The organism is Pseudomonas sp. PARCl1 (genome assembly GCF_947311875.1).
GTDB classification, from domain to species: domain Bacteria; phylum Pseudomonadota; class Gammaproteobacteria; order Pseudomonadales; family Pseudomonadaceae; genus Aquipseudomonas; species Aquipseudomonas juntendi.
The window spans coordinates 24,180-50,123 of record NZ_CAMZMX010000010.1 but is presented as its reverse complement, the minus strand read 5'-3'; the positions used below and the strand labels follow the sequence as shown (position 1 = coordinate 50,123).

The following is a 25,944-nucleotide window of genomic DNA, read 5'->3' as shown; positions in this document are numbered from 1 at the left end:
TTGCCAAGGAGTGTTTACCCGATGGAATACCGCCAGCTCGGCCGAACCGACCTCAACGTCAGCGCCCTGTGCCTGGGCACCATGACCTGGGGCGAGCAGAACGACCAGGAAGAGGCTTTCGGCCAAATTGCCCGGGCCAAGGCCGCGGGGATCAACTTCATCGACACGGCCGAAATGTACCCGGTGCCCCCACGCGCGGAAACCTACGCCGCTACCGAGCGCATCATCGGCAACTGGTTCAGGGCCAACGGTGACCGTGATGACTGGGTGCTGGCCAGCAAGGTTGCCGGCCCCGGCAACGGTATCAGCCACATCCGCGATGGCCAGCTCAAGCACAACCGCCAGCACATCGTCGCGGCGCTGGACGAGAGCCTCAAGCGCCTGCAGACCGATCGCATCGACCTGTACCAGCTGCACTGGCCGGAACGCAGCACCAACTTCTTCGGCAAACTGGGCTACCAGCACCTGCCGCACGATCACTTCACGCCGCTGGAAGAAACGCTGGAAGTGCTGGACGACCAGGTACGGGCGGGCAAGATCCGTCATGTTGGCCTGTCCAACGAAACGCCGTGGGGCACCATGAAATTCCTGCAACTGGCCGAAAGCCGGGGCTGGCCACGGGCGGTATCGATCCAGAACCCGTACAACCTGCTCAACCGCAGCTTCGAGGTGGGCCTGGCGGAAGTCGCCATTCGCGAGCAATGCGGTTTGCTGGCGTACTCGCCGCTGGCATTCGGCATGCTGTCGGGCAAGTACGAGAACGGCGCTCGGCCGGAAAACGCCCGCCTGACCCTGTTCAGCCGCTTTGCCCGCTACTCCAACCCGCAGACCGTGGCCGCCTGCAGCCGCTACGTGCAGCTGGCCCGCGAGCACGGCCTGGACCCGGCGCAGATGGCCCTGGCGTTCGTGACGGGCCAGCCGTTCGTGACCAGCAACATCATTGGCGCTACCAGCCTGCAGCAACTGGACAGCAACCTGGCCAGCGCCGAGCTGCACCTGAGCGACGAGCTGCTGGCGGCGATCGAAGCCATTCACCAAGCGCAGCCGAACCCGGCGCCTTGATCAGAGCTGCAAGCTGCAAGCTACAAGCTACAAGCTACAAGCTACAAGCTACAAGCTACAAGCTACAAGCTACAAGCTACAAGCTACAAGCTACAAGCTACAAGCTACAAGCTACAAGCTACAAGACAGAGCAGTCCGCATGCTGACCTGCTTTATCTTGCAGCTTGTAGCTTGAAGCTTGTAGCTTGAAGCTTGCAGCTCGACCAAAAAAATAAGACGATCCAGCCGGTGATTGACCACTCTACCCTATAAGAACAATGACAATGATGTTTACCCAACCCCCCGCGTCGCTGCGGCGCGTCAGCATCCTGGCCATTGACAAGGTGTTCGCTTCGACCTTGATGCAGGCCAAGGACTTCTTCCACCTCGCCAGCCTGCGCTACGGCAAGCAGCTGGGCCTGGGCTTGCAGCCCATGTTCGAGATCCGCCTGGTGAGCCCCGATGGCCTGCCCGTGGACAGCTTCAGCAATGTTCAGCTACCGGTCGACGGCGGCCTGGATGACGCCGATGTCATCATCCTGCCAGCCTACTGGGACGACTTCGACAACCTGCTGCAACGCTACCCACAGGTGCTGCCGTGGCTGCGTAGCCAGCACGCCCGCGGCGCGGTGCTATGCGCCGAGGCCAGTGGCGTGTTCTGGCTGGCCGAAAGTGGCCTGCTCGACGGCAAGGAGGCGACCACCTACTGGCGCTTCTTCAGCAGCTTCGCCGAGCGCTTCCCGAAGATCCGCCTGAACCAGGACAAGCACCTGACCGACGCCGACAACATCTATTGCGCTGGCGGCGCCACTTCGGCGTGCGACCTGTACATCTATCTGATCGAGCGTTTCTGCGGGGCCAATGTGGCCCGTGCGGTGTCGCGCGACATCCTCTACGAAGTGCAGCGCAACTACACGCCGGGGCGCATGGGGTTTGGCGGGCAGAAGCTGCATCAGGACCTGATCATCCTGCAGATCCAGCACTGGCTGGAAGAGCACTTCGCGGACAAGTTCCGCTTCGAGGATGTGGCGCGCAACCACGGCATGAGCATTCGCAACTTCATGCGCCGGTTCCAGGGGGCGACCGGCGACAAGCCGCTGCACTACCTGCAACGGCTGCGGATCGAAACGGCCAAGGGGTTGTTGTCGAGCACGCGCAAGAGCATCAAGACCATCAGTTACGAGGTCGGTTACGACGATGCCAGTTTCTTTGCGCGGCTGTTCCGCCAGCATACCGAGTTGTCGCCGAACCAGTACCGGCAGCAGTTCATGCAGGAGGCTTGAGGGCTTTCAGCAGCGGCAAGTTTCTAGCTGCAAGCTACAAGACAAAGCAAAAAGCCGGAGCAGCTCGTGGCCTGCTCCGGCTTTTTTTTGAGGCTTGCAGCTAGAAGCTTGCCGCTGATCTCAGGGCTTGTGCGCCCGAGACAGGAACTCGTGCGACTGCATCTCCAGCAAGCGGCTCAAGGTACGCTGGAACTCGAAGCTCAGGCGCCCACCGGTGTAGAGGTCTTTTAGCTCCACCTCGGCCGAGATGATCAGCTTGACATTGCGGTCGTAGAACTCGTCCACCATGTTGATGAAACGCCGCGCGATATCATCGGTGGTCACCCCCATCTGCTCGACATTGCTCAGCAGCACCGCGTGGAAGATCTTGCCCAGCTCGATGTAGTCGTTCTGGCTACGCGGCCCGTCGCACAATGCCCGGAAGTCGAACCAGGCAACGTCGTCGCACGTACGCAAGGCATTGATCGGGCGGTTCTCGATCATCAGCACGTCATTTTCGACCGCCTGGGTGCATTCCGGGGTCAGCGCCTTGAAGCTGGCACGCATGCTTTCGTGCGCTGCCTCATTGAGCGGGTAGTGGAACAGTTCGGCCTGCTCCAGATGACGCAGGCGGTAGTCCACGCCGCTGTCGACGTTCACCACGTCGGTGTACTGCTTGATCATGGCGATGGCCGGCAGGAAACGCGCGCGCTGCAGGCCGTCCTTGTACAAGCCGTCGGGCACGATGTTGGAGGTGGCGACCAGCGACACGCCGTTCTTGAACAGCTCTTCCATCAAGGTGCCGAGGATCATCGCATCGGTAATGTCCGAGACGAAGAACTCGTCGAAGCAGATCACCTTGGCCTCTTCGCTGAAGCGCTTGGCAATGATGGTCAGCGGGTTCTTCTCACCCTTGAGGGTCTTCATTTCCTCGTGCACACGCTTCATGAAGCGGTGGAAGTGGGTGCGCATCTTCTGCTTGAACGGCAGCGCCTCGTAGAAGGTATCGACCAGGTAGGTCTTGCCCCGCCCTACTCCACCCCAGAAGTACAGGCCCTTGACCGGGGTCTGCTCCTTCTTGCCGAACAGCTTGCCGAATACCCCCGGCTTGTTGTTCTGCGCCTGTACCAGGTCGTCGTACAGACGCTGCAGGTGACGCACAGCAGTTTCCTGCGCCGCGTCATGGAAGAAGTCGGGACGTTTCAGATCTGCTTGATAGCGTTCTAAGGGAGTCATGATTCGTTAGCGAGGCAACAAAAAACGGGCCGTCACTGTAGCGACCGGCCCGCTTTATGGCAATTGGAGTTGCGGCGAATTGCCTCAGTCCTGTTGTGGGGCCAGGGCTTCGTGCAGGCTTCGAATGGCTGCATCCCGCGCTTCAGCGCTGGCGAACTGCGGCCCGTCGGCAACCTGTTCACCGTTGAGCCACAAGCCGAAACCCAGGCCCTGCACACGCACATCGGCCTCAGCACCCTGCTGCAGTTGCTTGCTCACCGCACCTGCACTCTTGCCGTCGGCAAAGCTGCGCGACAACAGCAGTTGCTCACCGTCGGCGGCCAGCAGGCGGAAGCGGAAGCTGCCGTCCTCATCACGGAAGCTGACGAAACGCGCGCTCTTGACGGCCTTTTTCTTCACTTCGGTACTGGTTTGCACGCTGCTGCGGAACGAGCGCAGGCCAACCGCCTCGCGGAGTTGCTCCAGGAACGGGGTGGCAATCTTGCGGGCCTTGGCGGCCCCCGCCAGCAGGATATCCTCAAGGTCGGCCGGGCGCGCGATCAGCTGGTGGTAGTGCTCGCGTTTTTCCGCCAACTGGCCGTCCAGCAACTGGAACAGGCGCTGCTTGGCATCGCCCCAGCCCAGGCCCTGCAACAACTCGTCGCGGAACCCGGCGCACTGTTCTGGCGTAGCGAAGGCCTGGTAGAGGGTGAACAGGTGCGAAGTGTCCGGGTCCTTGGCTTCGCCAGGCGCACGCGAATCGGTCACGATGCGCGAGATGGCGTCTTTCATGTCCTTGGCGCTGGTGAACAACGGAATGGTGTTGTCGTAGCTCTTGGACATCTTGCGCCCGTCCAGGCCCGGCAGGGTCGCCACGCTTTCTTCGATCACCGCCTCTGGCAGGGCGAAGAAGTCCTTGCCTTGGCCGAACAGGTGGTTGAAACGCTGACCGATGTCCCGGGCCATTTCCACGTGCTGGATCTGGTCGCGGCCCACCGGCACCTTGTTGGCATTGAACATCAGGATGTCGGCCGCCATCAGCACAGGGTAGCTGAACAAGCCCATGGTCACGCCGGCATCCGGGTCTTCACCGGCTTCCACGTTCTTGTCCACCGAGGCTTTGTAGGCATGTGCACGGTTGAGCAGACCCTTGGCTGCAACGCAGGTCAGCAACCAGGTCAACTCGGGGATTTCCGGAATATCGGACTGGCGGTAGAAGGTCACCTTGTCGGCGTCCAGGCCACCGGCCAGCCAGGTGGCGGCGATTTCCAGGCGCGAGCGCTGGATGCGCAGCGGGTCGTCGCACTTGATCAGCGCGTGATAGTCGGCCAGGAAATAGAACGAGTCGACACCGGGCTGCTGGCTGGCACGGATCGCCGGGCGGATGGCGCCGGCGTAGTTGCCCAGGTGCGGAGTGCCGGTGGTGGTGATACCGGTAAGAATGCGCGTGGTCATGGGTGTTCGCTTATTCAGGCTTGGCTCAGTTCGAAAGGCGCGGCAGCAGCAGATCCTTGAGATCGGTCAGCTTGCCATGAAAGAAGTGTCCGCATTCTGCCACTTTCAGCAGCTCATGGGGGCGCGACAGGCTGTCGGACCAATCGTAAACCAGCTGCGGCGCGACCACTTCATCGGCCTCCGGCTGCACCACGGTGATCGGGCATTGCTGTGGCAGGGGGAATTCGTCGGTCAGGCGCATTACCGCTGGGGCAATCATGAACAAGTGCTGCAGGCTCACGCCGCCCGCCTCCAGGCGGCCAGCCAGGCTGGTGGCAACGAAGCCGCCGAACGAGAAGCCCATCAGCACCAGCGGCAATTGCGGGTGCTTATCGCGCAGCCAGGCCGCAGCAGCCTCGGCATCGGCCACTTCGCCTGCGCCCATGTCGTGGCTGCCAGCGCTCTGCCCAACGCCCCGGTAGTTGAACCGCAGGGTCACATAGCCGGCATCACGGGCGGTGCGCTGCAGGGTCGAGACCACCTTGTTGAGCATGGTGCCGCCCTGAACCGGGTTGGGGTGGCAGATCAGCACCGCTCCGCGGGCATCGGCCACGTCCAGGTACAAGGCTTCCAACTGACCACTGGGGCCATCGATGAACAAGGGGGTTTCGCGGACAAGCAAGGCACTACTCCGTGACCTCGGGGTGGGTCGTTTCGTCTAGGTGAGGAATTCTGTTCTGATTTGCGATCGCTCGCGGTATACAGCGCAGGTCTGAGCCGTTAACGTAAAGCAAAGCCGTTTATAGAGGAAGGACTCGTGGAACTCTCGCTCCTTGTTTGGTTGTTGCCGACCTTGGCCCTGGTCATTGGCGTGGTCGTCGGTTTCGTCGTGGCTCGCCTGCTGCCCAATGCCGCGCCCAGCAGCACGCAGCGCCAGCTGGATGAAATGCAGAAACGCTTCGACAACTACCAGAACGAAGTGGTTACCCACTTCAACAGCACTGCAGTACTGGTCAAGAAGCTGACCCAGAGCTACCAGGATGTCCAGGACCACCTGGCCGACGGTGCCAACACCCTGGCGCTGGACGAACTGACCCGCCAGCGCCTGCTGGCCGCCCTGCACTCCGAAGGTGCGCATGGCCCCCGTGATCGCCTGACCCCGCCGAAGGACACTGCCGAAGTGCCGCGCGATTATGCGCCAAAGGTGCCGAATTCCCCGGGCATGCTCGACGAGAGCTACGGGCTCAAGCGTTGATTCGCTGAACATAAAGAAGGCCTCGCGAGAGGCCTTTTTTGTGGGCAGCCCAGGTACGCCACAGCATTTGAAATCTGCGCAATATCTGTGGGAGCGGGCGTGCACGCGAACACCGGCGTAGCCGGTGCCAGCCACCGCGCTGGATTCTTCGCGGGCACGCCCGCTCCCACAGGACCCTGCTAAATCAATAAGTTATGTACTGTTCTATGAAACGGCCAGCCCAAACAACCTAGCTGCAGGCCTGCAATGCCTGCTCGACATCCGCCAGCAAGTCTTCCACATCCTCCAACCCCACCGACAAGCGCACCAACCCCTCCGATATCCCGTGATGCGCCCGCTCCTCTGGCGTATAGCTGGAATGGGTCATGCTCGCGGGGTGCTGCGCCAACGATTCGGCATCCCCCAGGCTCACCGCCCGGGCAAACAGCTGCAGTGCATTCATGAACTTGCGCCCGGCCTCGATGCCACCCTTGAGCTCAAAAGCAATCATCCCGCCCGGCAAACGCATCTGCCGCTGCGCCAGCTCGTATTGGGCGAACGATGGCAAGCCCGGGTAGTGGATAAGCTCGACCTGAGGCTGCCGAGCCAGGAACTGCGCCACCTGTAGCGCATTGGCGCAATGGCGGTCCATGCGCAGTGCAAGGGTCTTGATCCCGCGCATCAGTAAAGCCGCGTCATGCGGGGATAGCACCGCCCCGGTCATGTCTTTCAACCCTTCCAGACGGATACGGTCGACCAGCGCCTTGCGCCCCACCACCAACCCCGCGGTGATATCACCATGGCCACTGAGGTACTTGGTCGCGGAATGCACCACCAGATCCGCCCCCAACGCCAATGGCCGCTGCAGGTAGGGCGTGCAATAGGTGTTGTCGACCACGATATGCAAGTCATGCCCACGGGCCACGTCGGCGACCGCCGCGATATCCACCAGCTGCATGTTGGGATTGGCTGGCGTCTCAAAGTAGATCATGCGTGTCTTGCGGGTGATGGACGCCCTTAAAGCCTTGGCGTCATTGAGGTCGACGTGACGGACCTTCACCCCGAACTGGCCAATGCCGTGATGCAGAAACGCAAAGGTGCACCCATACAAGGTATGCCCCACGATCAGTTCGTCGCCGGGGCGCAGCAGTGTCCAGATTGTCGAGGTAATCGCGCCCATCCCCGACGCCAGCGCCAAGCCTGCCTCACCACCCTCCAGCGAAGCCATACGCTCCTCCAGCAGCGCCAACGTGGGGTTGGAGATGCGGCTGTAGAAATGCCCTGCCACGTCCCCGGCAAAGCACGCTGCGCCGTGTTCAACAGTGGGAAAGGCATAGGTGGCGGTCTGGTAAACCGGCGGCACCAGCGCGCCACTATGGGACAGCGGGTCGTAGCCGTGGTGGATGGCTCGCGTGGAAAAACCGGTGTTGTTATGGGAGTCGCGCATGGCAACAGCCTCTTGTGGTTTGCTATAAGCTTATGCCACCGAGCTGCCCGAATTTTTCCAAAGTAGCCCACACAGCGGCCTGCTTGGTGGAAAGAAAACAACAATCAAACAAGCAGGAGGGCAAAACATGCCTTCGAGCCTCGATCGCACCGACCGCGCCTTGCTGGCCGCCCTGCAGGACAACGCCCGCCTCACCGTTGCCGAACTCGCTGACCAGGTGGCACTGACCACCTCGCCCTGCTGGCGCCGCGTCAAACTGCTGGAGGACAACGGCTACATCACCGGTTACCAGGCCGTGCTCTCGCCCAAGTCACTGGGGTTCGGCGTCACTGCTTTTGTCAGCATCATGATGGACTCGCACACCAAGGACATGGCCCTGGCGTTCGAGCAGCGGCTGATGGAAATTCCCGAAATCGTCGCCTGCCACAACATCTCTGGGCGCTACGACTTTCTGCTGGAGATTCTGGCGAGGGACCTGGAATCGTTCGGCGAATTCACCCGCGAGGTGCTGCAGCGGTTGCCGGGGGTGAAGGAGATCTATTCGAGTTTTTCCTACAAGGCCGTCAAGGAGCGCCGGGTAATTCCTGTATCGGAACACCACATCTGAACGGCAAGCACGCCCCCCTGGCGCATCACCAGGCGTGAGACAACCTGCACAAAAAAACCCCGCCGAAGCGCGGTTTTTGGTAGTGCAGGCCAGCGCTTAGATAGCACCACGCTGACGCAGTACGTCCAACACCTGTTTAACGCCTTCGTCCACGCTGGTGGCCTGGGTGTCGATCACCAGGTCGGCATCCAGCGGCACATCGAACGGGAAGCTTTCGCCCGGGATGTTGTCGCCACCGGCAGCGTACAGGCCCTGTGGGTCACGCTCGCGGCAAACGAGTGGGGACGCCTGCACGTAAACCGTTACCAGGCGATCCTTGCCGATCAGCGCCTTGGCCTGTTCGCGGCCTTCGGCATCCGGGGCCACGAACGCTGCCAGGGTCAGCATGCCGGCTTCGTTGAACTGGCGCGCCACATGGGCGGCACGGCGCCAGTTTTCGGTGCGGCCAGCGCGGTCCTGCGGCAGGCCCTTGTTCAGGTCATGGCGCAGGTTCTGCCCGTCGAGCACGTACACTGCACGGCCCATGTCGAACAGCTTGCGCTCAACGGCATAGGCCAGGGTGCTCTTGCCGGCGCCAGAAAGGCCACTGAAGAGCACGGTGGCTGGCTGCTGACCGAAACGCAGGGCGCGCTCCTCGGTAGACACGTGGGCCTGCTTGCCATGCTGGCCGGTGCTGCCATGCGGCAAGACTGGCTGGGCGATGATCATGCCGGCGCCGACGGTGCCGTTGGTGAGGCGGTCGATGACGATGAACGCACCGGTTGTGCGGTTGCTGTCGTAACCGTCCAGGGCAATGGCGCTGTCCAGGGATACCTTGACGCGGCCAATCTCGTTCAGCTGCAGGGCGCTGGCGGCGTCCTTCTCGAGGGTGTTCACATCAACCTTGTGGGTGATACTGGCAATCGAGCCCGGCACGTAGCTGGTGGCGCGCTTGATGTCGTACTTTTTGCCCGGGAGCATCGGCTCTTCGGCCATCCACACCAGCATGGCGTCGAACTGGTCAGTGACCGGCGGCACGTTGTCGGCATGCACCAGCAGGTCGCCACGGGAGATGTCGATCTCATCTTCCATGGTCAGGGTCACGGCCTGGCCTGGGCCGGCGCTTTCCAGTTCACCTTCATAGGTGACGATGGACTTGACCCGGCTGCTCTTGCCCGACGGCAGCACGACAATTTCGTCGCCCTTGTGCACCACGCCGCTGGCGAGGGTGCCGGCAAAACCGCGGAAGTTCAGGTTCGGCCGGTTGACGTACTGCACCGGGAAACGCAGGTCGGTGAAGTTGCGGTCAGCCGACACTTCGACGGTTTCGAGGATTTCCATCAGGGTCGGGCCGGTGTACCACGGCGATTGCTCGCTGTGGTTGACCACGTTGTCACCCTTGAGCGCCGACATCGGCACGAAGTGCAGGCTGCTCGGGGTCAGGTTGATGGCTTCGGCGAACTTCAGGTAGTCCGCCTTGATGGCCTCGAAGACGCCTTCATCGAAGCCCTTCAGGTCCATCTTGTTGACCGCGACCACGATGTGCTTGATGCCCAGCAGCGACGCGATGTAGCTGTGGCGGCGGGTCTGGGTCTGCACGCCATAGCGGGCATCGACCAGGATGATCGCCAGGTCACAGGTGGATGCACCGGTGGCCATGTTGCGGGTGTACTGTTCGTGGCCCGGGGTGTCGGCGATGATGAACTTGCGCTTGGCGGTGGAGAAATAGCGGTAGGCGACATCGATGGTGATGCCCTGCTCACGCTCGGCCTGCAGGCCGTCTACCAGCAGCGCCAGGTCGACCTCTTCGCCGGTGGTGCCAGACTTTTTCGAATCGCGGGTGATGGCCTCGAGGTGGTCCTCGTAGATCATCTTGGAGTCGTGCAACAGGCGCCCGATCAGGGTGCTCTTGCCGTCATCCACGTTGCCGCAGGTGAGGAAACGCAGCAGTTCTTTACGCTCGTGCTGAGCCAGGTAGGCGAGGATGTCCTCGCTGATCAGATCGGATTGATGACTCATTGCATTCAAGCTCCAAGCTGTAAGCTTCAAGCAGCAAGCTTGTCGGCGTACAGCTAGTTAGAAATTTTGTTGATCAACCCAGCAAGCATTCTGGATAGCTCACGGGTTTCAGTTATCCAGTCGTTGGCCAATTCGGCAGGCAAATAACCAATTTCACCGGCGATGATCAGTTGGGTCCGCAGTTCTGCGCAGGAAGCCTTCGCCACGCTCAGGAACCATGCTTTCTCCCGCATTCCTCTGCGCTCCATTCCCTCAGCGATATTGGAGGGGATTGAAACGGCTGCTCGAGTGATTTGGGACCTGAATCCAAAATCCCGACACCCAGCAAATGCCCGATATATCTCAACGGCTAAATTTTTACTTCTCTGCCAAACCAGCAACTTCTCAAAACCCACTGCAGGCACTCCCTGTGCGCCCGCAATGCAGGCGGCAGTCCACAAAAATCAGAAACTACTCGCTCCGCTTCTGTCTTGCAGCTTGCCGCTTGTAACTTGAAGCTTAGAAATAACCCTGACGTTTCTTGTCTTCCATGGAACCGGCGCCATCGTGGTCGATGACCCGGCCCTGGCGCTCGGAAGTGCGCGTCAGGAGCATTTCCTGAATGATATCGGTGAGCGTTTCGGCCTCCGACTCGACAGCGCCCGTGAGCGGGTAGCAGCCGAGGGTACGGAAACGCACCTTCTTCTTGACGATGCGGGCCTTTTCTTCCTCGGAGAGATGTTCGAGGATGCGCTCGTCGTCGATCATGATCAGGGTGCCGTTCTTCTCGATGACTTCACGCTCGGCAGCGAAGTACAGCGGCACGATCGGGATGCCTTCGAGGTAGATGTACTGCCAGATGTCCAGTTCGGTCCAGTTCGACAGCGGGAAGACGCGGATCGACTCACCTTTGTTGACCTTGCCGTTGTACACGTTCCACAGCTCGGGGCGCTGGTTCTTCGGGTCCCAGCGGTGCTTGCTGTCACGGAACGAGTACACACGCTCCTTGGCCCGCGACTTCTCTTCGTCGCGGCGAGCACCACCGAAGGCGGCGTCGAAACCATGCTTGTCCAGCGCCTGTTTCAGGCCCTGGGTCTTCATGATGTCGGTGTGCTTGGAGCTGCCATGGGTGAACGGGTTGATGCCCTGCGCCACACCCTCGGGGTTGACGTGGGTGATCAGCTCCAGGCCCATTTCCTCGACCATCTTGTCGCGGAACCTGTACATCTCCTGGAATTTCCACTGGGTGTCGACGTGCATGACCGGGAACGGCAGCTTGCCCGGGAAAAAGGCCTTGCGCGCCAGATGCAGCATCACGGCGGAATCCTTGCCGATCGAGTACAGCATCACCGGGTTGTCGAACTCGGCGGCCACCTCGCGGATGATGTGGATGCTTTCCGCCTCCAGCTGTTTCAAGTGCGTCAGTTTGTCGACCATGGCTACTCACGAAAAACGATCTTATGGACGGCCTGCGGGCCGTGTTCGAGCGGATCACTGTATCACAGGGGCTGCTTCTATTTAGGCGGCCAGCTAGATCGAAAAAGTCTAACGATATGACTGGGGGTTAGGCTAATGCCTGTCAGTCAAGCGTTAACTGGGGCTGCTTTGCAGCCCTTCGCGGGCACGCCCGCTCCCACACGTCTGGCGCTGAACTCAAGAAATGCGCGACCCCCTGTGGGAGCGGGCGTGCCCGCGAAGGGGCCAGTGAGGTCAGATCGGGTTAGGGCAATCGATGAACAGGTGTTCCACGGCAAACCGCCGCGCCAGGTAATCACCCAGCGCCTGCACCCCATACCGCTCGGTGGCATGGTGCCCGGCAGCGATGAAGCTGACGCCATTCTCCCGCGCACTGTGGTAGGTCTGCTCCGATGCCTCACCGGTCAGGTACAGGTCTACCCCGGCGGCAATCGCCGTGTCGATATAGCCCTGCCCGCCCCCGGTACACCAGCCGACCCGGCGGATCATTTCGTCGCCTTCGACCAGCAGCGGCTCACGCCCCAGCACCTCCTGCACGCGCCGGGCAAAATCGCGGGCGGTCACCGGTTCGGCCAGCGAACCGACCAGCCCGACCACCTTGGGGTTCTCCGGGTCAAGCGGCCCTTCGACGGTAATCTCCAGTTGCCGCGCCAGCTGCACGTTGTTGCCCACCTCAGGGTGTACATCCAGCGGCAAGTGGAATGCCAGCAGGCTGATGTCGTTGTTCAGCAAGGTTTTCAGGCGGCGCTGGCGGATGCCGGTGATGCAGGGGTTTTCGCCCTTCCAGAAATAGCCGTGGTGCACCAGCACCAGGTCGGCTCCGGCCTCGACCGCGGCATCCAGCAACGCCTGGCTGGCGGTGACACCGCTGACGATACGGCTGACCTGCGGCCGGCCTTCGACCTGCAGGCCATTGGGGCAGTAGTCCTGGATCCTGGCGCTGCCCAGGTAACGCTCGGCTTCTTCAACCAGGGTGTTTAGCGCGACGGCCATGAAAATCTCCTCGAAAACTGCACACTCCCCAGGCACAACGCACAGGGAACGCCCGTATAATGCCGGCCATTATGGGCCGTCGCCGGCACTGGGGGAACCGGTGTATGATCGCGCGCGCTCATGCCCCACCGCGCGGCCACTGGCCCCCGCCCTTTTCAGGACTCGTTCATGTTCAAGGCTTTGCGTTACTTTGGCTGGCCCCTGCTTACCGGCGTATTGATCGCCGTGCTGATCATCCAGCGGTTTCCGGAATGGGTCGGCCTGCCCAGCCAGGACGTCAACCTGCAGCAGGCACCGCAGACCACGAAGATCATGCAGGGCCCGGTATCCTACGCCGACGCCGTGACCCTCGCGGCCCCGGCGGTGGTCAACCTGTACACCACCAAGGTGGTCAACAAGAGCGCCCACCCGCTGTTCGAAGACCCGCAGTTCCGCCGCTTCTTCGGCGACAACCTGCCCAAGCAGCGCCGCTGGGAATCGAGCCTGGGCTCGGCAGTGATCATGAGCCCCGAGGGCTATCTGCTGACCAACAACCACGTCACCAGTGGCGCCGACCAGATCGTGGTGGCCTTGAAGGATGGCCGCGAGACCCTGGCCCGGGTCATTGGCAGCGACCCGGAGACCGACCTGGCGGTATTGAAGATCGACCTGAAGAACCTGCCCGCCATCACCATCGGCCGCTCCGACACCATCCATATCGGTGACGTGACGCTGGCCATCGGCAACCCGTTCGGCGTTGGCCAGACCGTGACCATGGGCATCATCAGCGCCACTGGCCGCAACCAGTTGGGCCTGAACAACTACGAAGACTTCATCCAGACCGACGCCGCGATCAACCCGGGCAACTCCGGTGGTGCGCTGGTCGATGCCAACGGCAACCTGGTCGGCATCAACACGGCCATTTTCTCCAAGTCTGGTGGCTCGCAGGGCATTGGCTTCGCCATCCCGGTCAAGCTGGCACTGGAGGTGATGAAGTCGATTGTCGAGCATGGCCAGGTGATCCGCGGCTGGCTGGGTATCGAAGTGCAGCCACTGAGCCAGGAACTGGCCGAGTCGTTCGGCATGAAGGACCGCCCAGGCATCGTGGTTGCAGGCATCTTCCGCGAAGGGCCGGCGGCCAAGGCCGGGCTGCAGCTGGGTGACGTGATCTTGAGCATCAACGGCGAACCGGCAGGTGACGGGCGCAAGTCGATGAACCAGGTGGCGCGGATCAAACCGAACGAAAAGATCACCATCGAGGTGATGCGTAACGGGCAGCAGCTCAAACTGGTGGCCGAGGTGGGGCTGCGGCCGCCACCGGCACCCGCTGCCCCACAAGAAGAGAAGTAAACATCGGGGCCGCTTTGCGGCCCCGGCTGTATCAATGCAGGATCTGACTGAGGAACAACTTGGTCCGGTCGCTGCGTGGCCGGTCGAAGAAATCATCCGGTGCCGCCTGCTCGACGATTTCACCTTTATCCATGAAGATCACCCGGTTGGCCACGGTGCGGGCAAAGCCCATCTCGTGGGTCACGCAGAGCATGGTCATGCCATCTTCGGCCAGACCCACCATGGTATCGAGCACTTCCTTGACCATCTCCGGGTCCAGGGCCGAAGTAGGTTCGTCGAACAGCATGATTTTCGGCTTCATGCACAACGCCCGGGCAATCGCCACGCGCTGCTGCTGGCCACCAGACAACTGCCCCGGGTACTTGTGCGCCTGTTCCGGGATACGTACCCGCTCCAGGTAATGCATGGCAATCTCTTCGGCCTTGCGGCGCGGCATCTTGCGCACCCACATCGGCGCCAAGGTGCAGTTCTCCAGAATGCTCAGGTGCGGGAACAGGTTGAAGTGCTGGAACACCATGCCCACTTCACGGCGGATCGCCTCGATCTGCTTGAGGTCGTTGGTCAGCTCCACGCCATCGACCACGATGCGCCCCTGCTGGTGTTCTTCCAGGCGGTTGAGGCAACGGATGGTGGTGGACTTGCCCGAGCCGGACGGCCCGCACAGCACGATACGCTCGCCCTGGCGAACATTGAGGTTGATGTCCTTGAGCACATGGAACTGACCGTACCACTTGTTCACACCCTGCATCTGGATGATCCCTTCGGGGCCGGCAGGCTGCTTGATCGCTTCACTCATTTCGAAACTCCTAACGCTTGTGGCCAGTGTCCAGCTTGCGCTCCAGGTGCATGGAGTAGCGGGACATACCGAAACAGAAAATCCAGAACACCAGGGCGGCGAAAACGTAGCCCTCGGTAGCCATACCCAGCCAGGCCGGATCGGCGGCGGCTTGCTTGACACTGTTCAGCAGGTCGAACAGGCCGATGATGATCACCAGGCTGGTGTCCTTGAACAGGGCAATGAAGGTGTTGACGATGCCAGGGATCACCAGCTTGAGCGCCTGCGGCAGGATCACCAGGCCCATCGCCCGCCAGTACCCCAGGCCCATGGCTGCGGCCGCTTCGTACTGGCCCTTGGGGATGGCTTGCAGACCACCGCGTACCACTTCGGCGACATAGGCCGACTGGAACAGGATCACGCCGATCATCGCCCGCAGCAGCTTGTCGAAGCTCATGCCCTCAGGCAGGAACAACGGCAGCATCACCGAAGACATGAACAGCACAGTGATCAGCGGCACGCCGCGCCAGAACTCGATGAAGGTCACGCACACCACCTTCACCGCCGGCATCCTCGAACGCCGCCCCAAGGCCAGCAGAATGCCCAGGGGCAAAGCGCCGACGATGCCCACGGTGGCGATCACCAAGGTCAGCATCAGCCCGCCCCACTGGCTGGTGGACACGTTGCTCAGGCCCAGCAGGCCACCGTGCAACAAGGTGTAGGCCAGCAGCGGGTAAAGCACCAGGAAGCCCAGGCCATAGAGGGCCTTGCGCGGGAAGCGCTTGATGAACAACGGCGCTGCGCCCAGCACCGCCAGCCATACCGTCAGGTCGACCCGCCAGCGCAGCTCGACGGGGTAGTAGCCGTACATGAACTGGCCGAAGCGCTGCTGCACGAACACCCAGCAGGCGCCGTCCTTGGTGCAGTCGGCGCGGGTGGTGCCAACCCAGTTGGCGTCGATCAGTGCCCACTGCAACAGCGGTGGCACGATCAGCCAGATCAGGTAGAGGGCAAACAGGGTCAACAGGGTGTTCAGCCAGCTGGAGAACAGGTTGGTACGCATCCATGCGAGTACGCCGACGGTTTTCACCGGTGGCGGCATATCGGGTTTGAAAACATGGGCATTCACAGGCGTATCCTCACCGCTCGATCAGCGCAATGCGCTTGTTGTACCAGTTCATCAGCAGCGAAATGCTGATGCTGATGGCGAGATAGACACTCATGGTGATGGCGATCACCTCGATGGCCTGGCCGGTCTGGTTGAGCACGGTACCGGCGAACAGCGAGACCATCTCCGGGTAGCCGATGCCGGCCGCCAGCGACGAGTTCTTCGCCAGGTTCAGGTACTGGCTGGTCAGTGGCGGAATGATCACCCGCAAGGCCTGGGGGATGATCACCTTGCGCAAGGTTGGCCCTTCGCGCAGCCCCAGCGAGCGCGCCGCCTCGGTCTGGCCGTGGCTGACCGAACGGATGCCCGAGCGCACGATCTCGGCGATGAAGGCGGCGGTATAGATCGTCAGCGCCAGGGTCAGCGCCAGCAGTTCGGGGATCAGCACCCAGCCACCGACGAAGTTGAAGCCCTTGAGCTGCGGTGCCTCCCACGTGACCGGGCTGCCGAACAGCAGCACGCTCAGGCCTGGAATGACCAGCAACAGCGCCAGCGCGGCCCAGAACTTGTGGAACGGTACACCGGTCTCGTCGAAGCGTTTGTTGGCCAGGCGCACCATCAGCCAGACCGCCCCCACCGCCACCGCCAACGCCGCGACAAATGGCCAGAAGCCGTCCGCCATGGAGGCACCAGGCATGTTCAGGCCACGGTTGCTGATGAAGAACAGGTCGTTGAGGTTGATACTGCCCCGCGGTCCCGGCAGGGTCAGGAATACGGCGAAGTACCAGAACAGGATCTGCAGCAGCGGCGGAATGTTGCGGAAGGTCTCCACGTACACCGTCGCCAGCTTGTTGATCATCCAGTTCGGCGACAAGCGTGCCACACCGATGATGAAACCCAGGATGGTCGCCAGGATGACGCCAATGAAGGTGACCAGCAGGGTGTTGAGCAGGCCGATGACGAACACCCGTGCATAGCTGTCCGATTCCACATAGGGGATCAGGTGCTGGGCGATGCCGAAGCCGGCACTGCGATCGAGGAAGTCGAAGCCCGAGGTGATACCCCGGTGTTGCAGGTTGGTTTGCGTATTGTGAAACAGGTACCAGCCCAGACCGACCACGAAAACGATGGTGAGAATCTGGAACAGCCACGCGCGCACACGTGGATCGCTCAGGGATAAACCCTTTTGTGCGCCAATATGATTTTGCATGAAGTGCCCCGGAAAATAGGGATTCGAACAACCTGCGGCGGCCGGATGCCGCCGCAGGGTGCAGCCATCAGCGCACAGGTGGCGCGTACTGGATGCCGCCGTTGTTCCACAGGGCGTTCATGCCACGGTCGATCTTCAGGTCGGTACCTTGGCCCAGGTTCTTCTCGAACACTTCGCCGTAGTTGCCGACTTGCTTGACGATCTGCACTACCCAGTCTTTGGGCAGCTTGAGGTCCTTGCCGTACTCGCCGTCCGCACCCAGCAAGCGGGCCACGTCAGGGTTCTTGGTAGCTTTGGCTTCAGCCTCGACGTTCTTCGAGGTGATGCCCGCCTCTTCGGCGTTGAGCATGGCGAACAGGGTCCACTTGACGATGCTGAACCAGTCTTCGTCGCCTTTGCGCACCACCGGGCCGAGTGGCTCCTTGGAGATGGTTTCCGGCAGCACCACATATTCGGTCGGTGCGGCCAGCTTGGAGCGCTGGGCAAACAGCTGCGACTTGTCGGACGTCAACACATCGCAACGACCGGACTCCAGCGACTTGGCGCTTTCGTCAGAGGTATCGAAGGTGATCGGGGTGTACTTCAGGCCATTGGCCCGGAAGAAGTCCGACACGTTCAGTTCGGTGGTAGTCCCTGCCTGGATGCAGATGGTCGCGCCATCGAGCTCCTTGGCACTGGAAACACCGAGCTTCTTGTTGACCAGGAAACCGACGCCGTCATAGTAGGTGACACCGGTGAACACCAGGCCCATGCCGGCATCGCGCGAGCTGGTCCAGGTGGTGTTGCGCGACAGCACGTCAACTTCGCCCGATTGCAGGGCCGTGAAGCGTTCCTTGGCGTTGAGCTGGCTGAACTTGACCTTGTTGGCGTCGCCGAACACGGCAGCGGCCACGGCGCGGCAGACATCGGCGTCGATACCGATGATCTTGCCTTGTGCATCAGGTACCGAGAAGCCTGGAAGACCGTCGCTCACGCCACACTGGACGAAGCCCTTCTTCTTTACCGCATCAAGGGTGGCGCCGGCCTGGGCATTGCTCACGGCGCCCAGCGCGGCGGCAGCGGTCAGGACTGCCAGGGTGGTTTTCAACACTTTCATTCACAACCTCCAAATCGCTCTTGTTGTATCGAGCCGGAATTGCACCGCACCCTTTTGAGGCATGTCCGACCCGTATTGGCTAGTTATTGGGTCAATTGGCGCAATGGGCTGTTCTATGACAGCCTTCGCGTACAAAGGGTGTTACCGTCACGGCCCGCCCTTTGCATCGCACCTTGAACTGCAAAGCGCGTACCAAATGTTTTGGCTGGAGCGTTTAAGCGTTCGTCAAGTAGGGAAAGTTGTATCGTTGCGACATTCTTTTTCAGGCAATCCTGTGCAGCGTTTTTTTTTAACTCACACAACACGATCACCCGCACTCTTTCGGAGCAGTCATGACCAACCCGCTGATTCTCGAACCACAGAAAACCGCTGATGCCTGTGTGATCTGGTTGCACGGCTTGGGAGCCGACCGTTACGACTTCCTACCCGTAGCCGAATTCATGCAGGAGCGTTTGACCAGCACTCGCTTCGTGATGCCCCAGGCACCCACCCGCCCGGTGACCATCAATGGCGGCTATGCCATGCCCAGCTGGTACGACATCAAGGCCATGACCCCGGCCCGCGCCATAGACGAGGCTCAGTTGGAGGAGTCGGCCGAGCAAGTGGTGGCGCTGATCAAGGCGGAGCAGGCCAAAGGCGTCAGCTTGTCGCGCATCTTCCTCGCCGGTTTCTCCCAGGGCGGCGCGGTGGTGTTGCACACTGCCTATATAAAGTGGCAAGAGGCGCTGGGTGGGGTCATCGCCCTGTCCACCTACGCCCCCACCTTCAATGACCAACACCAGCTCAGTGCCTGCCAGCAACGCACCCCGGCCCTGTGCCTGCATGGCGTGCACGACCCGGTGGTGATCCCGGCCATGGGCCGCACCGCCTTCGAGTACCTGAACACCTGGGGCGTAGCTGCCCGCTGGCACGAATATCCAATGGAACACGAGGTAGTGGTCGAAGAGTTGAGCGACATCCACGACTGGCTGGCAAAGCAACTGCAATGAGCCAAGGCCGCCTGTAGTTGTAAGGCTATTCCACTACGCCACGCCCGATTCTTGCATTACACTGCCCGGCGTACATTCCTTAATCAGTTGATGAGACGATCGTGCTCAAGGCACTCAAGAAAATATTCGGCAAGGGAGAGGCTGCACCACAGGCCGCCGCTCCTGCTGCCAGTGTGGCGCCGCCTGCGCCGGCACCCGCCAGCGAGGCGCAACCGGCGGCCCCACGCGCCAACCCTACCCCCAAGGCAGAATCGCCTGTTGCCGCAACGCCAGTGGCCGACAAGCCGGCCAAGGACAAACCACGTCGCGAGCGCAAGCCCAAGCCCCAGGCCAGCCTGTGGAAACTGGAAGACTTCGTGGTCGAGCCGCAGGAGGGCAAGACCCGCTTCCACGACTTCAAGCTGTCCAGCGAGGTGATGCACGCGATCCACGACCTGGGCTTCCCCTACTGCACGCCGATCCAGGCGCAGGTGCTGGGTTACACCCTGCGTGGCCAGGATGCCATCGGCCGTGCCCAGACCGGCACCGGCAAAACCGCAGCGTTTCTGATCTCGATCATTTCCCAGCTGCAGCAGACCCCTGCACCCAAAGAGCGCTACATGGGTGAGCCGCGGGCGCTGATCATCGCGCCAACCCGCGAGCTGGTGGTACAGATCGCCAAGGATGCTGCGGCGCTGACCAAGTACACCGGCCTGAACGTCATGAGCTTCGTCGGCGGCATGGACTTCGACAAGCAGCTCAAGGCCCTGGAAGCGCGCCACTGCGACATCCTGGTGGCTACACCGGGCCGCCTGCTGGACTTCAACCAGCGGGGCGAGGTGCACCTGGACATGGTCGAAGTGATGGTGCTGGACGAAGCCGACCGCATGCTCGACATGGGCTTCATTCCGCAAGTGCGCCAGATCATTCGCCAGACGCCGCCCAAAAGCGAGCGCCAGACCCTGCTGTTCTCGGCCACGTTCACCGAGGACGTGATGAACCTGGCGAAGCAATGGACCACCAACCCGGCCATCGTCGAGATCGAACCGGAGAATGTGGCCAGCGAAACGGTCGAGCAGCATGTCTATGCGGTGGCCGGCAGCGACAAGTACAAGCTGCTGTACAACCTGGTGACCCAGAACCGCTGGGAACGGGTGATGGTGTTCGCCAACCGCAAGGACGAAGTGCGGCGCATCGAGGAAAAACTGGTGCGCGACGGCATCAACGCCGCCCAATTGTCGGGCGACGTGCCGCAACACAAGCGTATTCGTACCCTGGAGAACTTCCGCGAAGGGCGCATCACCGTTCTGGTCGCCACCGACGTGGCCGGGCGCGGGATCCACATCGACGGCATCAGCCACGTGATCAACTTCACCCTGCCAGAGGACCCGGACGACTACGTGCACCGCATTGGCCGTACCGGCCGTGCCGGCACCAATGGCGTATCGATCAGCTTTGCCGGGGAAGATGACTCGTATCAGCTGCCGGCGATCGAAGAGCTGCTGGGGCGCAAGATCAAATGCGAGATGCCGCCGGATGAGCTGCTGAAGCCGGTGCCGCGCAAGCATCACTGACCCGTGGTTGGGAGTACATATCCCCCTGTAGGAGCGGCCTTGCGTCGCGATAGGGCCGCAAAGCGGCCCCGGCAATTGATGCATTCAAGCTGAAATCCTGGGGCCGCTTTGCGGCCCCATCGCGACACAAGGCCGCTCCCACAAAAGGCTGGCGCAGCCTTGACTACCAGCGCCCTGCGGCATCCAGGTCACTCTGCCTGCCTTCCACCCACCTCGGCCCTTCCTGGGTATTTTCCTTCTTCCAGAACGGTGCCCGGGTCTTCAGGTAGTCCATGATGAAGTTGCAGGCATCGAACGCTGCCTGCCGATGGGCACTGGCCACGCCGACGAACACGATTGGCTCACCTGGCTCCAGCGCACCGATGCGGTGCAGCACCTGCACTTTCAACAACGGCCAGCGCTGCTCGGCCTCGGCCACGATCTTGGCCAGGGCCTTTTCGGTCATGCCCGGATAGTGTTCAAGGAACATGCCTGCCACTTCGCGGCCATCATTGAAGTCCCGCACATAGCCGACAAAGCCGACCACAGCGCCTACCCCCACGTTGGCCGCATGCATGGCATTGGTCTCGACGCCCGGGTCGAACACGTGTTCCTGCACTCGCACTGCCATGCTCAGCCCCCCGTCACCGGCGGGAAGAACGCCACTTCATCGCCCTCTTCCAACGGCTCATCCAGCTTGCACAGTTCTTCGTTGCGGGCGCACATCAGGTTCTGCTCGCCCAGCAGTTCATAGGCCCCACCCTTGACCAGCAATGCCCGGCGCACATCGTCGACAACCTTGAACTCACCCTCCATCCGCTCGGCATCCACGCCCAGCAACTCACGGTAACGCGCGAAGTACATCACTTTGACTTTCATCACGCCTGCACCTTGTAGTGGCCGCTCTTGCCGCCCAGCTTTTCCAGCAGGCGGACCTGTTCGATGACCATGCCTTTATCCACAGCCTTGCACATGTCATAGATCGTCAGCGCAGCGACGCTAGCGGCGGTCAGTGCCTCCATTTCCACACCGGTTTGCCCGGCCAGCTTGCAGCGGGCGAGGATCCGCACCGCGTCCTCGCCCTGCGCGCTGAGTTCCACCTTGACGCTGGTCAGCATCAGCGGGTGGCACAGCGGTATCAGGTCGCTGGTCTTCTTCGCCGCCTGGATGCCGGCAATGCGCGCCACGGCGAACACATCGCCCTTGGGGTGTTCGCCGTCGACGATCATCTGCAGGGTCTGCGGCAACATGCGTACCCGCGCCTCGGCGGTGGCCTCGCGCTCGGTCACGGCCTTTTCAGTGACGTCGACCATGTTGGCCCGCCCCTGGGAATCAAGATGTGTCAGCACTGCTCTGCTCCTGTGAAGGGAGCCTGCAGTGTAAACCTGTGGGTCAGGTTTGAGCAGAGGTATGTGTCGGCAGGTCTGGCCGCTGTATGAACACGCTCGTGGAGATGCCGGGCAGCGGGCTGCCCGGCGACAGGGTTTTACAGATGCGACTCGGCGTACTCGGCCAGTACCGAGCGTGGCACACCCTGCAGGGTGATGTGCACGCCATGGGGGAAGTCCTTGAAGCGCTCGGTCAGGTAGGTCAGGCCCGAGCTGGTCGCGGACAGGTAGGGGGTATCGATCTGCGCCAGGTTGCCCAGGCAGACCACCTTGGACCCAGAACCGGCACGGGTGATGATGGTTTTCATCTGGTGCGGCGTCAGGTTCTGGCACTCGTCGATCAGGATCAGGCTCTGCTGGAAGCTGCGGCCGCGAATGTAGTTCAACGACTTGAACTGCAGCGGCACGCGCTCGAGGATGTATTCGACGCTGCCATGGGTGCTTTCATCATCCATGTGCAAGGCTTCGAGGTTGTCGGTAATGGCGCCCAGCCACGGCTCCATCTTCTCTGCTTCGGTACCCGGCAGGAAGCCGATCTCCTGGTCCAGCCCCTGCACGCTGCGGGTGGCGATGATGCGCCGGTAGCGTTTGCTGACCATGGTCTGCTCGATAGCAGCTGCCAGGGCCAGGATGGTCTTGCCGGAACCGGCAGCACCGGTCAGGTTGACCAGGTGAATGTCCGGGTCGAGCAAGGCGAACAGCGCCAGGCTCTGATGGATGTCCCGCGGCTTCAGGCCCCAGGCCTCCTGGTGCAGCAGTGGCTCCTGGTGCAGGTCGAGCAGCAGCAACTCGTCGTCGCGGATGCCCTTCACCCAGCCGACGAAGCCCTGGTCGTCAATGATGAACTCGTTGACGTGAACGGCCGGCAGGGTGTCGATCATGTGCACGCGATGCCAGGTCCGGCCGCGCTCCTGGCGGGTATCGACCTTGCTGACCCGGTCCCAGAACGAACCGCTGACCGAGTGGTAACCCTTGGATAGCAAGGACACGTCATCGACCAGTTGGTCGGTGCTGTAGTCCTCGGATGCGATGCCGCAAGCGCGCGCCTTCAAGCGCATGTTGATGTCTTTGGTGACCAGCACCACGTCCAGGTCGGGGCGCCGGCTGCGAACGTCCAGCAGGGTGTTGATGATGATGTTGTCGTTGAGGTGCTCCGGCAACAACTTGCCAGGCTCGTTGCGTGGGCTCATCAGGATCGAAAGAAAGCCTTTGGCCCCACTCTTGTTGCGCTGGATCGGCACGCCCTGCTCGACATCACTGGGCGAAGCGTCCCCGAGGGTCTGGTCGATCAGGCGGATGGCCTGCCGGCACTCTGCGGCGATGGTCTGTTTACCGGTCTTGAGCTTGTCGAGTTCCTCCAGCACCGTCATGGGGATAGCGACGTGGTGCTCCTCGAAGTTCAGTAATGCGTTGGGGTCGTGAATCAGGACGTTGGTATCGAGCACATAGAGGATTGGCTTGCTGGAGGAAGGGGTGCGTCCTTGGTCATCCATACTCGGTCACCTTATGTCGAAGCCGCACGGCGTGGTCTGTTACGCCGCAGAGTGACTGCCGTGTCCCCGTATCCGCGTTGTTACGGGCGGGGAGCAACCTGGCCAGGAGGGTCTGGATGACGCCACCTGTGCTGCAGGGATCGGCTGTCTGGTTTCTTCATACCGCAAAAGCCATGACCGGAAAAAGCATTTTTACGTGTTTTTGAAGTTTATTTTTCCGATTGACGATAAGGCCTTGGCGGCAGGCCCAGACACGACTACGCTCAGAAGTGGTACCTCTATTCGCTGTACCCATAGGCCCGGCAATCTTCCCAGCCGATACCGCTCTGGGCGGTACTGCGCAGCAACCACTCCACCGCCGGTTGCGCCTTGGCCAGGCTGTCATGCAGCTGGATAACCCCCTTGCGCCACAACAGCATCAGGGTCAGCACGCGTTGCGCCGAGGCTTCGGCAGTCAGTGCAGTGTCATCCTGCGCGTCGATATCCCACAACGACACCCGCAACTGCTGGCTGGCCATGAACGCCTCGCCATCGGCCCGGCGTTGCCCGTAAGGGGGGCGGAACAGCGGCACGTACTGCTCCGGCAGGTCGGCCTGCACGCGGGCCTGGCTGCGCCGCAGCGAGTCCTGCCAATCGACCCACTGTGCATGCGAGCGGTACTCCCAGCCCTGAATACCCACGCACTGGCCGCGATAAAGCCTGGCCACGGTGTTCGGCATGCCGGCATCCCGGCGCTGCTGCAGGCGGTTGCCAAGCACGAAGAAGGTACCCGCCAGCTTTTGCCGGCGCAGGTAATCGGCCAGCAGGTCGGTACTGCCGCCGTCAGGCCCCGGGCCACCGACGAAGGTCAGCAGGAACATACGATCGTTCAGGCGTTCACCATCGAGCTCCCGTGCAGATAGCCGCTCCACCTCGCTGCTGGTCTGGGGCAGCAGCGCAGCTTTGCGCAGCTGTTCGTCCAGGTAGCGGCTGTGGAACTGGTGGCTGGGCTCTACCCACCCGGCATAGAACGCGCCGACATCGGTGGCGAACGTCGCCGCCTGGGTACGTAGATCCGCCATGGACTCAACGGCATAGCAGAACGACGCATCCTGCTCGCAGCTGCGTTGCGCCTTTTGGTAGCCTGCCCATAACCGCTGCCACATGCGCGCCCGCAGTTGGCGAACCTTCTGCAGGTTGATCTGCCGCAAGCCCAGCCGCGCCGCCAGCGTCGCATCATCGAGCAACTCGCTTTCATGCAGTACCCGGGCGAACGACAGAATCTCCGCCCGCGAAGCCACATCGAACAACGCCGGGCTGTTCAGTTGCTCGGGCCACAGGCTGCGATCGAAACTGACCGCGGCTGTGGGGGCGGCTTGCACGGCCAGGCTCAATAGCGCGGCCAGCGCGGCAAAGGCGATGCGCACGGTAAAAGGCTCCGTCACGGCAAAACGCGAACTATAGCGTTAGAACCGGCCATGGTCTGTGACTATTGTCACCATAGTTTGGACTTGCACCGCCCAGCCCGTAGAATCCCAGGCCAACGATGCCAGGAGCCGACCCGATGCTGACGGTGATTTCCCCCGCCAAGACCCTCGACTACGATACCCCGCCGGTAACCGAGCGCTTCACCCTGCCCCAGTACCTGGATGATTCCCAGGTGTTGATCCAGCAACTGCGAACCCTGTCGCCGGCGCAAATCAGCGAGCTGATGCACCTGTCCGACAAGCTCGCCGGCCTGAACGCCGCACGCTTCGGCAGCTGGTCTCCGGACTTCAGCCCAGCCAATGCCAAGCAGGCGCTGCTGGCGTTCAAAGGTGACGTGTACACAGGCCTGGCTGCCGAAACCCTGGGTGAGGACGACTTCAGCTACGCGCAAGACCACCTGCGCATGCTCTCCGGCCTGTACGGCCTGCTGCGCCCCCTCGACCTGATGCAGCCCTACCGGCTGGAAATGGGCACCAAGCTGGCCAATGCCCGCGGCAAGGACCTGTACGCCTTCTGGGGTACACGCATCAGTGAATGGTTGAACCAGGCCCTGGCCGCTCAGGGCGATGACGTGCTGTTGAACCTGGCCAGCAATGAATACTTCAGCGCAGTGAAACGCAGCGCCCTCAAGGCGCGGGTGATCAATGTCGACTTCAAGGACTTGAAGAACGGCCAGTACAAGATCATCAGCTTCTACGCCAAGAAAGCCCGCGGCATGATGAGCCGCTTTGTCATCGAGCAGCGCATCAACGATCCAGAGCAGCTCAAGCAGTTCGATGTCCAGGGTTACTACTACTGTGCCGAACAGTCCAAGCCCGATCACCTGGTGTTTCTGCGCGATCACCCGGGCGAGTAGACCCGCCGATACCGC

25 protein-coding genes are annotated in these 25,944 nt (G+C 61.6%); 8 read left to right on the top strand and 17 right to left on the bottom strand.

The genetic code is table 11. From position 1 onward, the window contains the following. Window positions 1-21: 21 nt before the first annotated feature. Both QME24_RS08005 and QME24_RS08000 read left to right on the top strand, forming a co-directional pair. Complete coding sequence (locus QME24_RS08005) at window positions 22-1,062, top strand: NADP(H)-dependent aldo-keto reductase (protein WP_009684435.1); 1,041 nt, start codon at window positions 22-24, stop codon at window positions 1,060-1,062. A gap of 341 nt (window positions 1,063-1,403) precedes the next feature. Next, window positions 1,404-2,324: a GlxA family transcriptional regulator gene (locus QME24_RS08000; RefSeq protein WP_177331338.1), complete on the top strand. Its 921-nt coding sequence runs from the start codon at window positions 1,404-1,406 to the stop codon at window positions 2,322-2,324. A gap of 120 nt (window positions 2,325-2,444) precedes the next feature. Here QME24_RS08000 and zapE read toward each other — a convergent pair whose 3' ends face one another. The 3 genes from zapE to QME24_RS07985 form a co-directional block, all read right to left on the bottom strand. After that, complete coding sequence (gene zapE / locus QME24_RS07995) at window positions 2,445-3,539, bottom strand: cell division protein ZapE (protein WP_029886538.1); 1,095 nt, start codon at window positions 3,537-3,539, stop codon at window positions 2,445-2,447. An 84-nt stretch (window positions 3,540-3,623) separates the two neighbouring features. Next, a complete protein-coding gene (locus QME24_RS07990) occupies window positions 3,624-4,973 on the bottom strand; it encodes a tryptophan--tRNA ligase (RefSeq protein WP_192440910.1) in 1,350 nt (449 codons plus the stop codon). A 25-nt stretch (window positions 4,974-4,998) separates the two neighbouring features. Continuing rightward, window positions 4,999-5,634: an alpha/beta fold hydrolase gene (locus QME24_RS07985; RefSeq protein WP_054905345.1), complete on the bottom strand. Its 636-nt coding sequence runs from the start codon at window positions 5,632-5,634 to the stop codon at window positions 4,999-5,001. Window positions 5,635-5,769: 135 nt separating this feature from the next. On the opposite strand from QME24_RS07985, the gene QME24_RS07980 reads away from it, so the two are divergent. Next, a complete protein-coding gene (locus QME24_RS07980; RefSeq protein ID WP_009684440.1) occupies window positions 5,770-6,207 on the top strand; it encodes a DUF1043 family protein in 438 nt (145 codons plus the stop codon). A gap of 229 nt (window positions 6,208-6,436) precedes the next feature. Here QME24_RS07980 and QME24_RS07975 read toward each other — a convergent pair whose 3' ends face one another. Then, window positions 6,437-7,633, bottom strand: coding sequence for a methionine gamma-lyase (locus QME24_RS07975; RefSeq protein WP_054905346.1), 1,197 nt, complete (start codon window positions 7,631-7,633; stop codon window positions 6,437-6,439). Between the two features lie 127 nt (window positions 7,634-7,760). On the opposite strand from QME24_RS07975, the gene QME24_RS07970 reads away from it, so the two are divergent. After that, window positions 7,761-8,240: an Lrp/AsnC family transcriptional regulator gene (locus QME24_RS07970; protein WP_009684443.1), complete on the top strand. Its 480-nt coding sequence runs from the start codon at window positions 7,761-7,763 to the stop codon at window positions 8,238-8,240. A gap of 96 nt (window positions 8,241-8,336) precedes the next feature. Here QME24_RS07970 and cysN read toward each other — a convergent pair whose 3' ends face one another. The 4 genes from cysN to QME24_RS07950 form a co-directional block, all read right to left on the bottom strand. Then, entirely contained in the window at window positions 8,337-10,238 is a 1,902-nt protein-coding gene (gene cysN, locus QME24_RS07965) for a sulfate adenylyltransferase subunit CysN (protein ID WP_009684444.1), read from the bottom strand. 53 nt (window positions 10,239-10,291) lie between these two features. Further along, the gene (locus QME24_RS07960; RefSeq protein ID WP_029887200.1) at window positions 10,292-10,633 is read right to left on the bottom strand and encodes a four helix bundle protein; all 342 of its coding nucleotides are present in this window, start codon (window positions 10,631-10,633) and stop codon (window positions 10,292-10,294) included. A 103-nt stretch (window positions 10,634-10,736) separates the two neighbouring features. Continuing rightward, a complete protein-coding gene (cysD, locus tag QME24_RS07955) occupies window positions 10,737-11,654 on the bottom strand; it encodes a sulfate adenylyltransferase subunit CysD (RefSeq protein WP_009684445.1) in 918 nt (305 codons plus the stop codon). A gap of 273 nt (window positions 11,655-11,927) precedes the next feature. Further along, on the bottom strand, window positions 11,928-12,686 hold the full coding sequence (locus QME24_RS07950; protein WP_054912045.1) for a Nif3-like dinuclear metal center hexameric protein: 759 nt from the start codon (window positions 12,684-12,686) through the stop codon (window positions 11,928-11,930). Window positions 12,687-12,854: 168 nt separating this feature from the next. On the opposite strand from QME24_RS07950, the gene algW reads away from it, so the two are divergent. Next, window positions 12,855-14,015 (top strand): Do family serine endopeptidase AlgW, encoded by a 1,161-nt coding sequence (algW, locus tag QME24_RS07945; protein WP_009684447.1) that lies wholly within the window; start codon window positions 12,855-12,857, stop codon window positions 14,013-14,015. Window positions 14,016-14,046: 31 nt separating this feature from the next. Here algW and QME24_RS07940 read toward each other — a convergent pair whose 3' ends face one another. From QME24_RS07940 to QME24_RS07925, 4 genes are all read right to left on the bottom strand, one after another. Further along, window positions 14,047-14,811, bottom strand: a complete 765-nt coding sequence (locus tag QME24_RS07940) for an amino acid ABC transporter ATP-binding protein (RefSeq protein ID WP_003251792.1) — start codon at window positions 14,809-14,811, stop codon at window positions 14,047-14,049. A gap of 10 nt (window positions 14,812-14,821) precedes the next feature. Beyond that, window positions 14,822-15,919, bottom strand: coding sequence for an amino acid ABC transporter permease (locus QME24_RS07935; RefSeq protein ID WP_009684448.1), 1,098 nt, complete (start codon window positions 15,917-15,919; stop codon window positions 14,822-14,824). A gap of 10 nt (window positions 15,920-15,929) precedes the next feature. After that, window positions 15,930-17,108: an amino acid ABC transporter permease gene (locus tag QME24_RS07930; protein WP_029887285.1), complete on the bottom strand. Its 1,179-nt coding sequence runs from the start codon at window positions 17,106-17,108 to the stop codon at window positions 15,930-15,932. A gap of 67 nt (window positions 17,109-17,175) precedes the next feature. Then, window positions 17,176-18,204 (bottom strand): amino acid ABC transporter substrate-binding protein, encoded by a 1,029-nt coding sequence (locus QME24_RS07925; RefSeq protein WP_009684450.1) that lies wholly within the window; start codon window positions 18,202-18,204, stop codon window positions 17,176-17,178. Between the two features lie 332 nt (window positions 18,205-18,536). Here QME24_RS07925 and QME24_RS07920 point away from each other — a divergent pair, with 332 nt between their 5' ends. Then, the gene (locus QME24_RS07920) at window positions 18,537-19,193 is read left to right on the top strand and encodes an alpha/beta fold hydrolase (protein WP_009684451.1); all 657 of its coding nucleotides are present in this window, start codon (window positions 18,537-18,539) and stop codon (window positions 19,191-19,193) included. Between the two features lie 101 nt (window positions 19,194-19,294). Beyond that, window positions 19,295-20,746 (top strand): ATP-dependent RNA helicase RhlB, encoded by a 1,452-nt coding sequence (gene rhlB, locus QME24_RS07915; RefSeq protein WP_054905658.1) that lies wholly within the window; start codon window positions 19,295-19,297, stop codon window positions 20,744-20,746. Between the two features lie 163 nt (window positions 20,747-20,909). On the opposite strand, the gene moaE is transcribed toward rhlB, so the two are convergent. From moaE to QME24_RS07890, 5 genes are all read right to left on the bottom strand, one after another. Further along, window positions 20,910-21,356 carry a molybdopterin synthase catalytic subunit MoaE gene (moaE, locus tag QME24_RS07910; protein WP_054905659.1) on the bottom strand — a complete coding sequence of 149 codons (447 nt, stop codon included), beginning with the start codon at window positions 21,354-21,356 and terminating at the stop codon, window positions 20,910-20,912. Between the two features lie 2 nt (window positions 21,357-21,358). After that, a complete protein-coding gene (gene moaD / locus QME24_RS07905; RefSeq protein ID WP_054905660.1) occupies window positions 21,359-21,604 on the bottom strand; it encodes a molybdopterin converting factor subunit 1 in 246 nt (81 codons plus the stop codon). Beyond that, the gene (gene moaC, locus QME24_RS07900) at window positions 21,604-22,074 is read right to left on the bottom strand and encodes a cyclic pyranopterin monophosphate synthase MoaC (protein WP_029887281.1); all 471 of its coding nucleotides are present in this window, start codon (window positions 22,072-22,074) and stop codon (window positions 21,604-21,606) included. Before moaC ends, moaD begins: the two co-directional genes overlap by 1 nt. A 137-nt stretch (window positions 22,075-22,211) precedes the next feature. Then, the gene (locus QME24_RS07895) at window positions 22,212-23,606 is read right to left on the bottom strand and encodes a PhoH family protein (protein ID WP_009684456.1); all 1,395 of its coding nucleotides are present in this window, start codon (window positions 23,604-23,606) and stop codon (window positions 22,212-22,214) included. A 278-nt stretch (window positions 23,607-23,884) separates the two neighbouring features. Continuing rightward, window positions 23,885-25,012 carry a polysaccharide deacetylase family protein gene (locus QME24_RS07890; protein WP_280091687.1) on the bottom strand — a complete coding sequence of 376 codons (1,128 nt, stop codon included), beginning with the start codon at window positions 25,010-25,012 and terminating at the stop codon, window positions 23,885-23,887. 137 nt (window positions 25,013-25,149) lie between these two features. Here QME24_RS07890 and yaaA point away from each other — a divergent pair, with 137 nt between their 5' ends. Beyond that, window positions 25,150-25,929, top strand: coding sequence for a peroxide stress protein YaaA (gene yaaA, locus QME24_RS07885; protein WP_009684458.1), 780 nt, complete (start codon window positions 25,150-25,152; stop codon window positions 25,927-25,929). Window positions 25,930-25,944: the final 15 nt, after the last annotated feature.

Excerpts from the sequence above, each read along its gene's own strand:
- QME24_RS08005 (WP_009684435.1), top strand. The coding sequence starts at position 22 with ATGGAATACCGCCAGCTCGGCCGAACCGACCTCAACGTCAGCGCCCTG.
- QME24_RS08000 (WP_177331338.1), top strand. The coding sequence starts at position 1,404 with ATGCAGGCCAAGGACTTCTTCCACCTCGCCAGCCTGCGCTACGGCAAG.
- zapE (WP_029886538.1), bottom strand. The coding sequence starts at position 3,539 with ATGACTCCCTTAGAACGCTATCAAGCAGATCTGAAACGTCCCGACTTC.
- QME24_RS07990 (WP_192440910.1), bottom strand. The coding sequence starts at position 4,973 with ATGACCACGCGCATTCTTACCGGTATCACCACCACCGGCACTCCGCAC.
- QME24_RS07975 (WP_054905346.1), bottom strand. The coding sequence starts at position 7,633 with ATGCGCGACTCCCATAACAACACCGGTTTTTCCACGCGAGCCATCCAC.
- QME24_RS07970 (WP_009684443.1), top strand. The coding sequence starts at position 7,761 with ATGCCTTCGAGCCTCGATCGCACCGACCGCGCCTTGCTGGCCGCCCTG.
- cysN (WP_009684444.1), bottom strand. The coding sequence starts at position 10,238 with ATGAGTCATCAATCCGATCTGATCAGCGAGGACATCCTCGCCTACCTG.
- cysD (WP_009684445.1), bottom strand. The coding sequence starts at position 11,654 with ATGGTCGACAAACTGACGCACTTGAAACAGCTGGAGGCGGAAAGCATC.
- QME24_RS07950 (WP_054912045.1), bottom strand. The coding sequence starts at position 12,686 with ATGGCCGTCGCGCTAAACACCCTGGTTGAAGAAGCCGAGCGTTACCTG.
- algW (WP_009684447.1), top strand. The coding sequence starts at position 12,855 with ATGTTCAAGGCTTTGCGTTACTTTGGCTGGCCCCTGCTTACCGGCGTA.
- QME24_RS07940 (WP_003251792.1), bottom strand. The coding sequence starts at position 14,811 with ATGAGTGAAGCGATCAAGCAGCCTGCCGGCCCCGAAGGGATCATCCAG.
- QME24_RS07930 (WP_029887285.1), bottom strand. The coding sequence starts at position 17,108 with ATGCAAAATCATATTGGCGCACAAAAGGGTTTATCCCTGAGCGATCCA.
- QME24_RS07925 (WP_009684450.1), bottom strand. The coding sequence starts at position 18,204 with ATGAAAGTGTTGAAAACCACCCTGGCAGTCCTGACCGCTGCCGCCGCG.
- QME24_RS07920 (WP_009684451.1), top strand. The coding sequence starts at position 18,537 with ATGACCAACCCGCTGATTCTCGAACCACAGAAAACCGCTGATGCCTGT.
- moaE (WP_054905659.1), bottom strand. The coding sequence starts at position 21,356 with ATGGCAGTGCGAGTGCAGGAACACGTGTTCGACCCGGGCGTCGAGACC.
- moaD (WP_054905660.1), bottom strand. The coding sequence starts at position 21,604 with ATGAAAGTCAAAGTGATGTACTTCGCGCGTTACCGTGAGTTGCTGGGC.
- QME24_RS07895 (WP_009684456.1), bottom strand. The coding sequence starts at position 23,606 with ATGGATGACCAAGGACGCACCCCTTCCTCCAGCAAGCCAATCCTCTAT.
- yaaA (WP_009684458.1), top strand. The coding sequence starts at position 25,150 with ATGCTGACGGTGATTTCCCCCGCCAAGACCCTCGACTACGATACCCCG.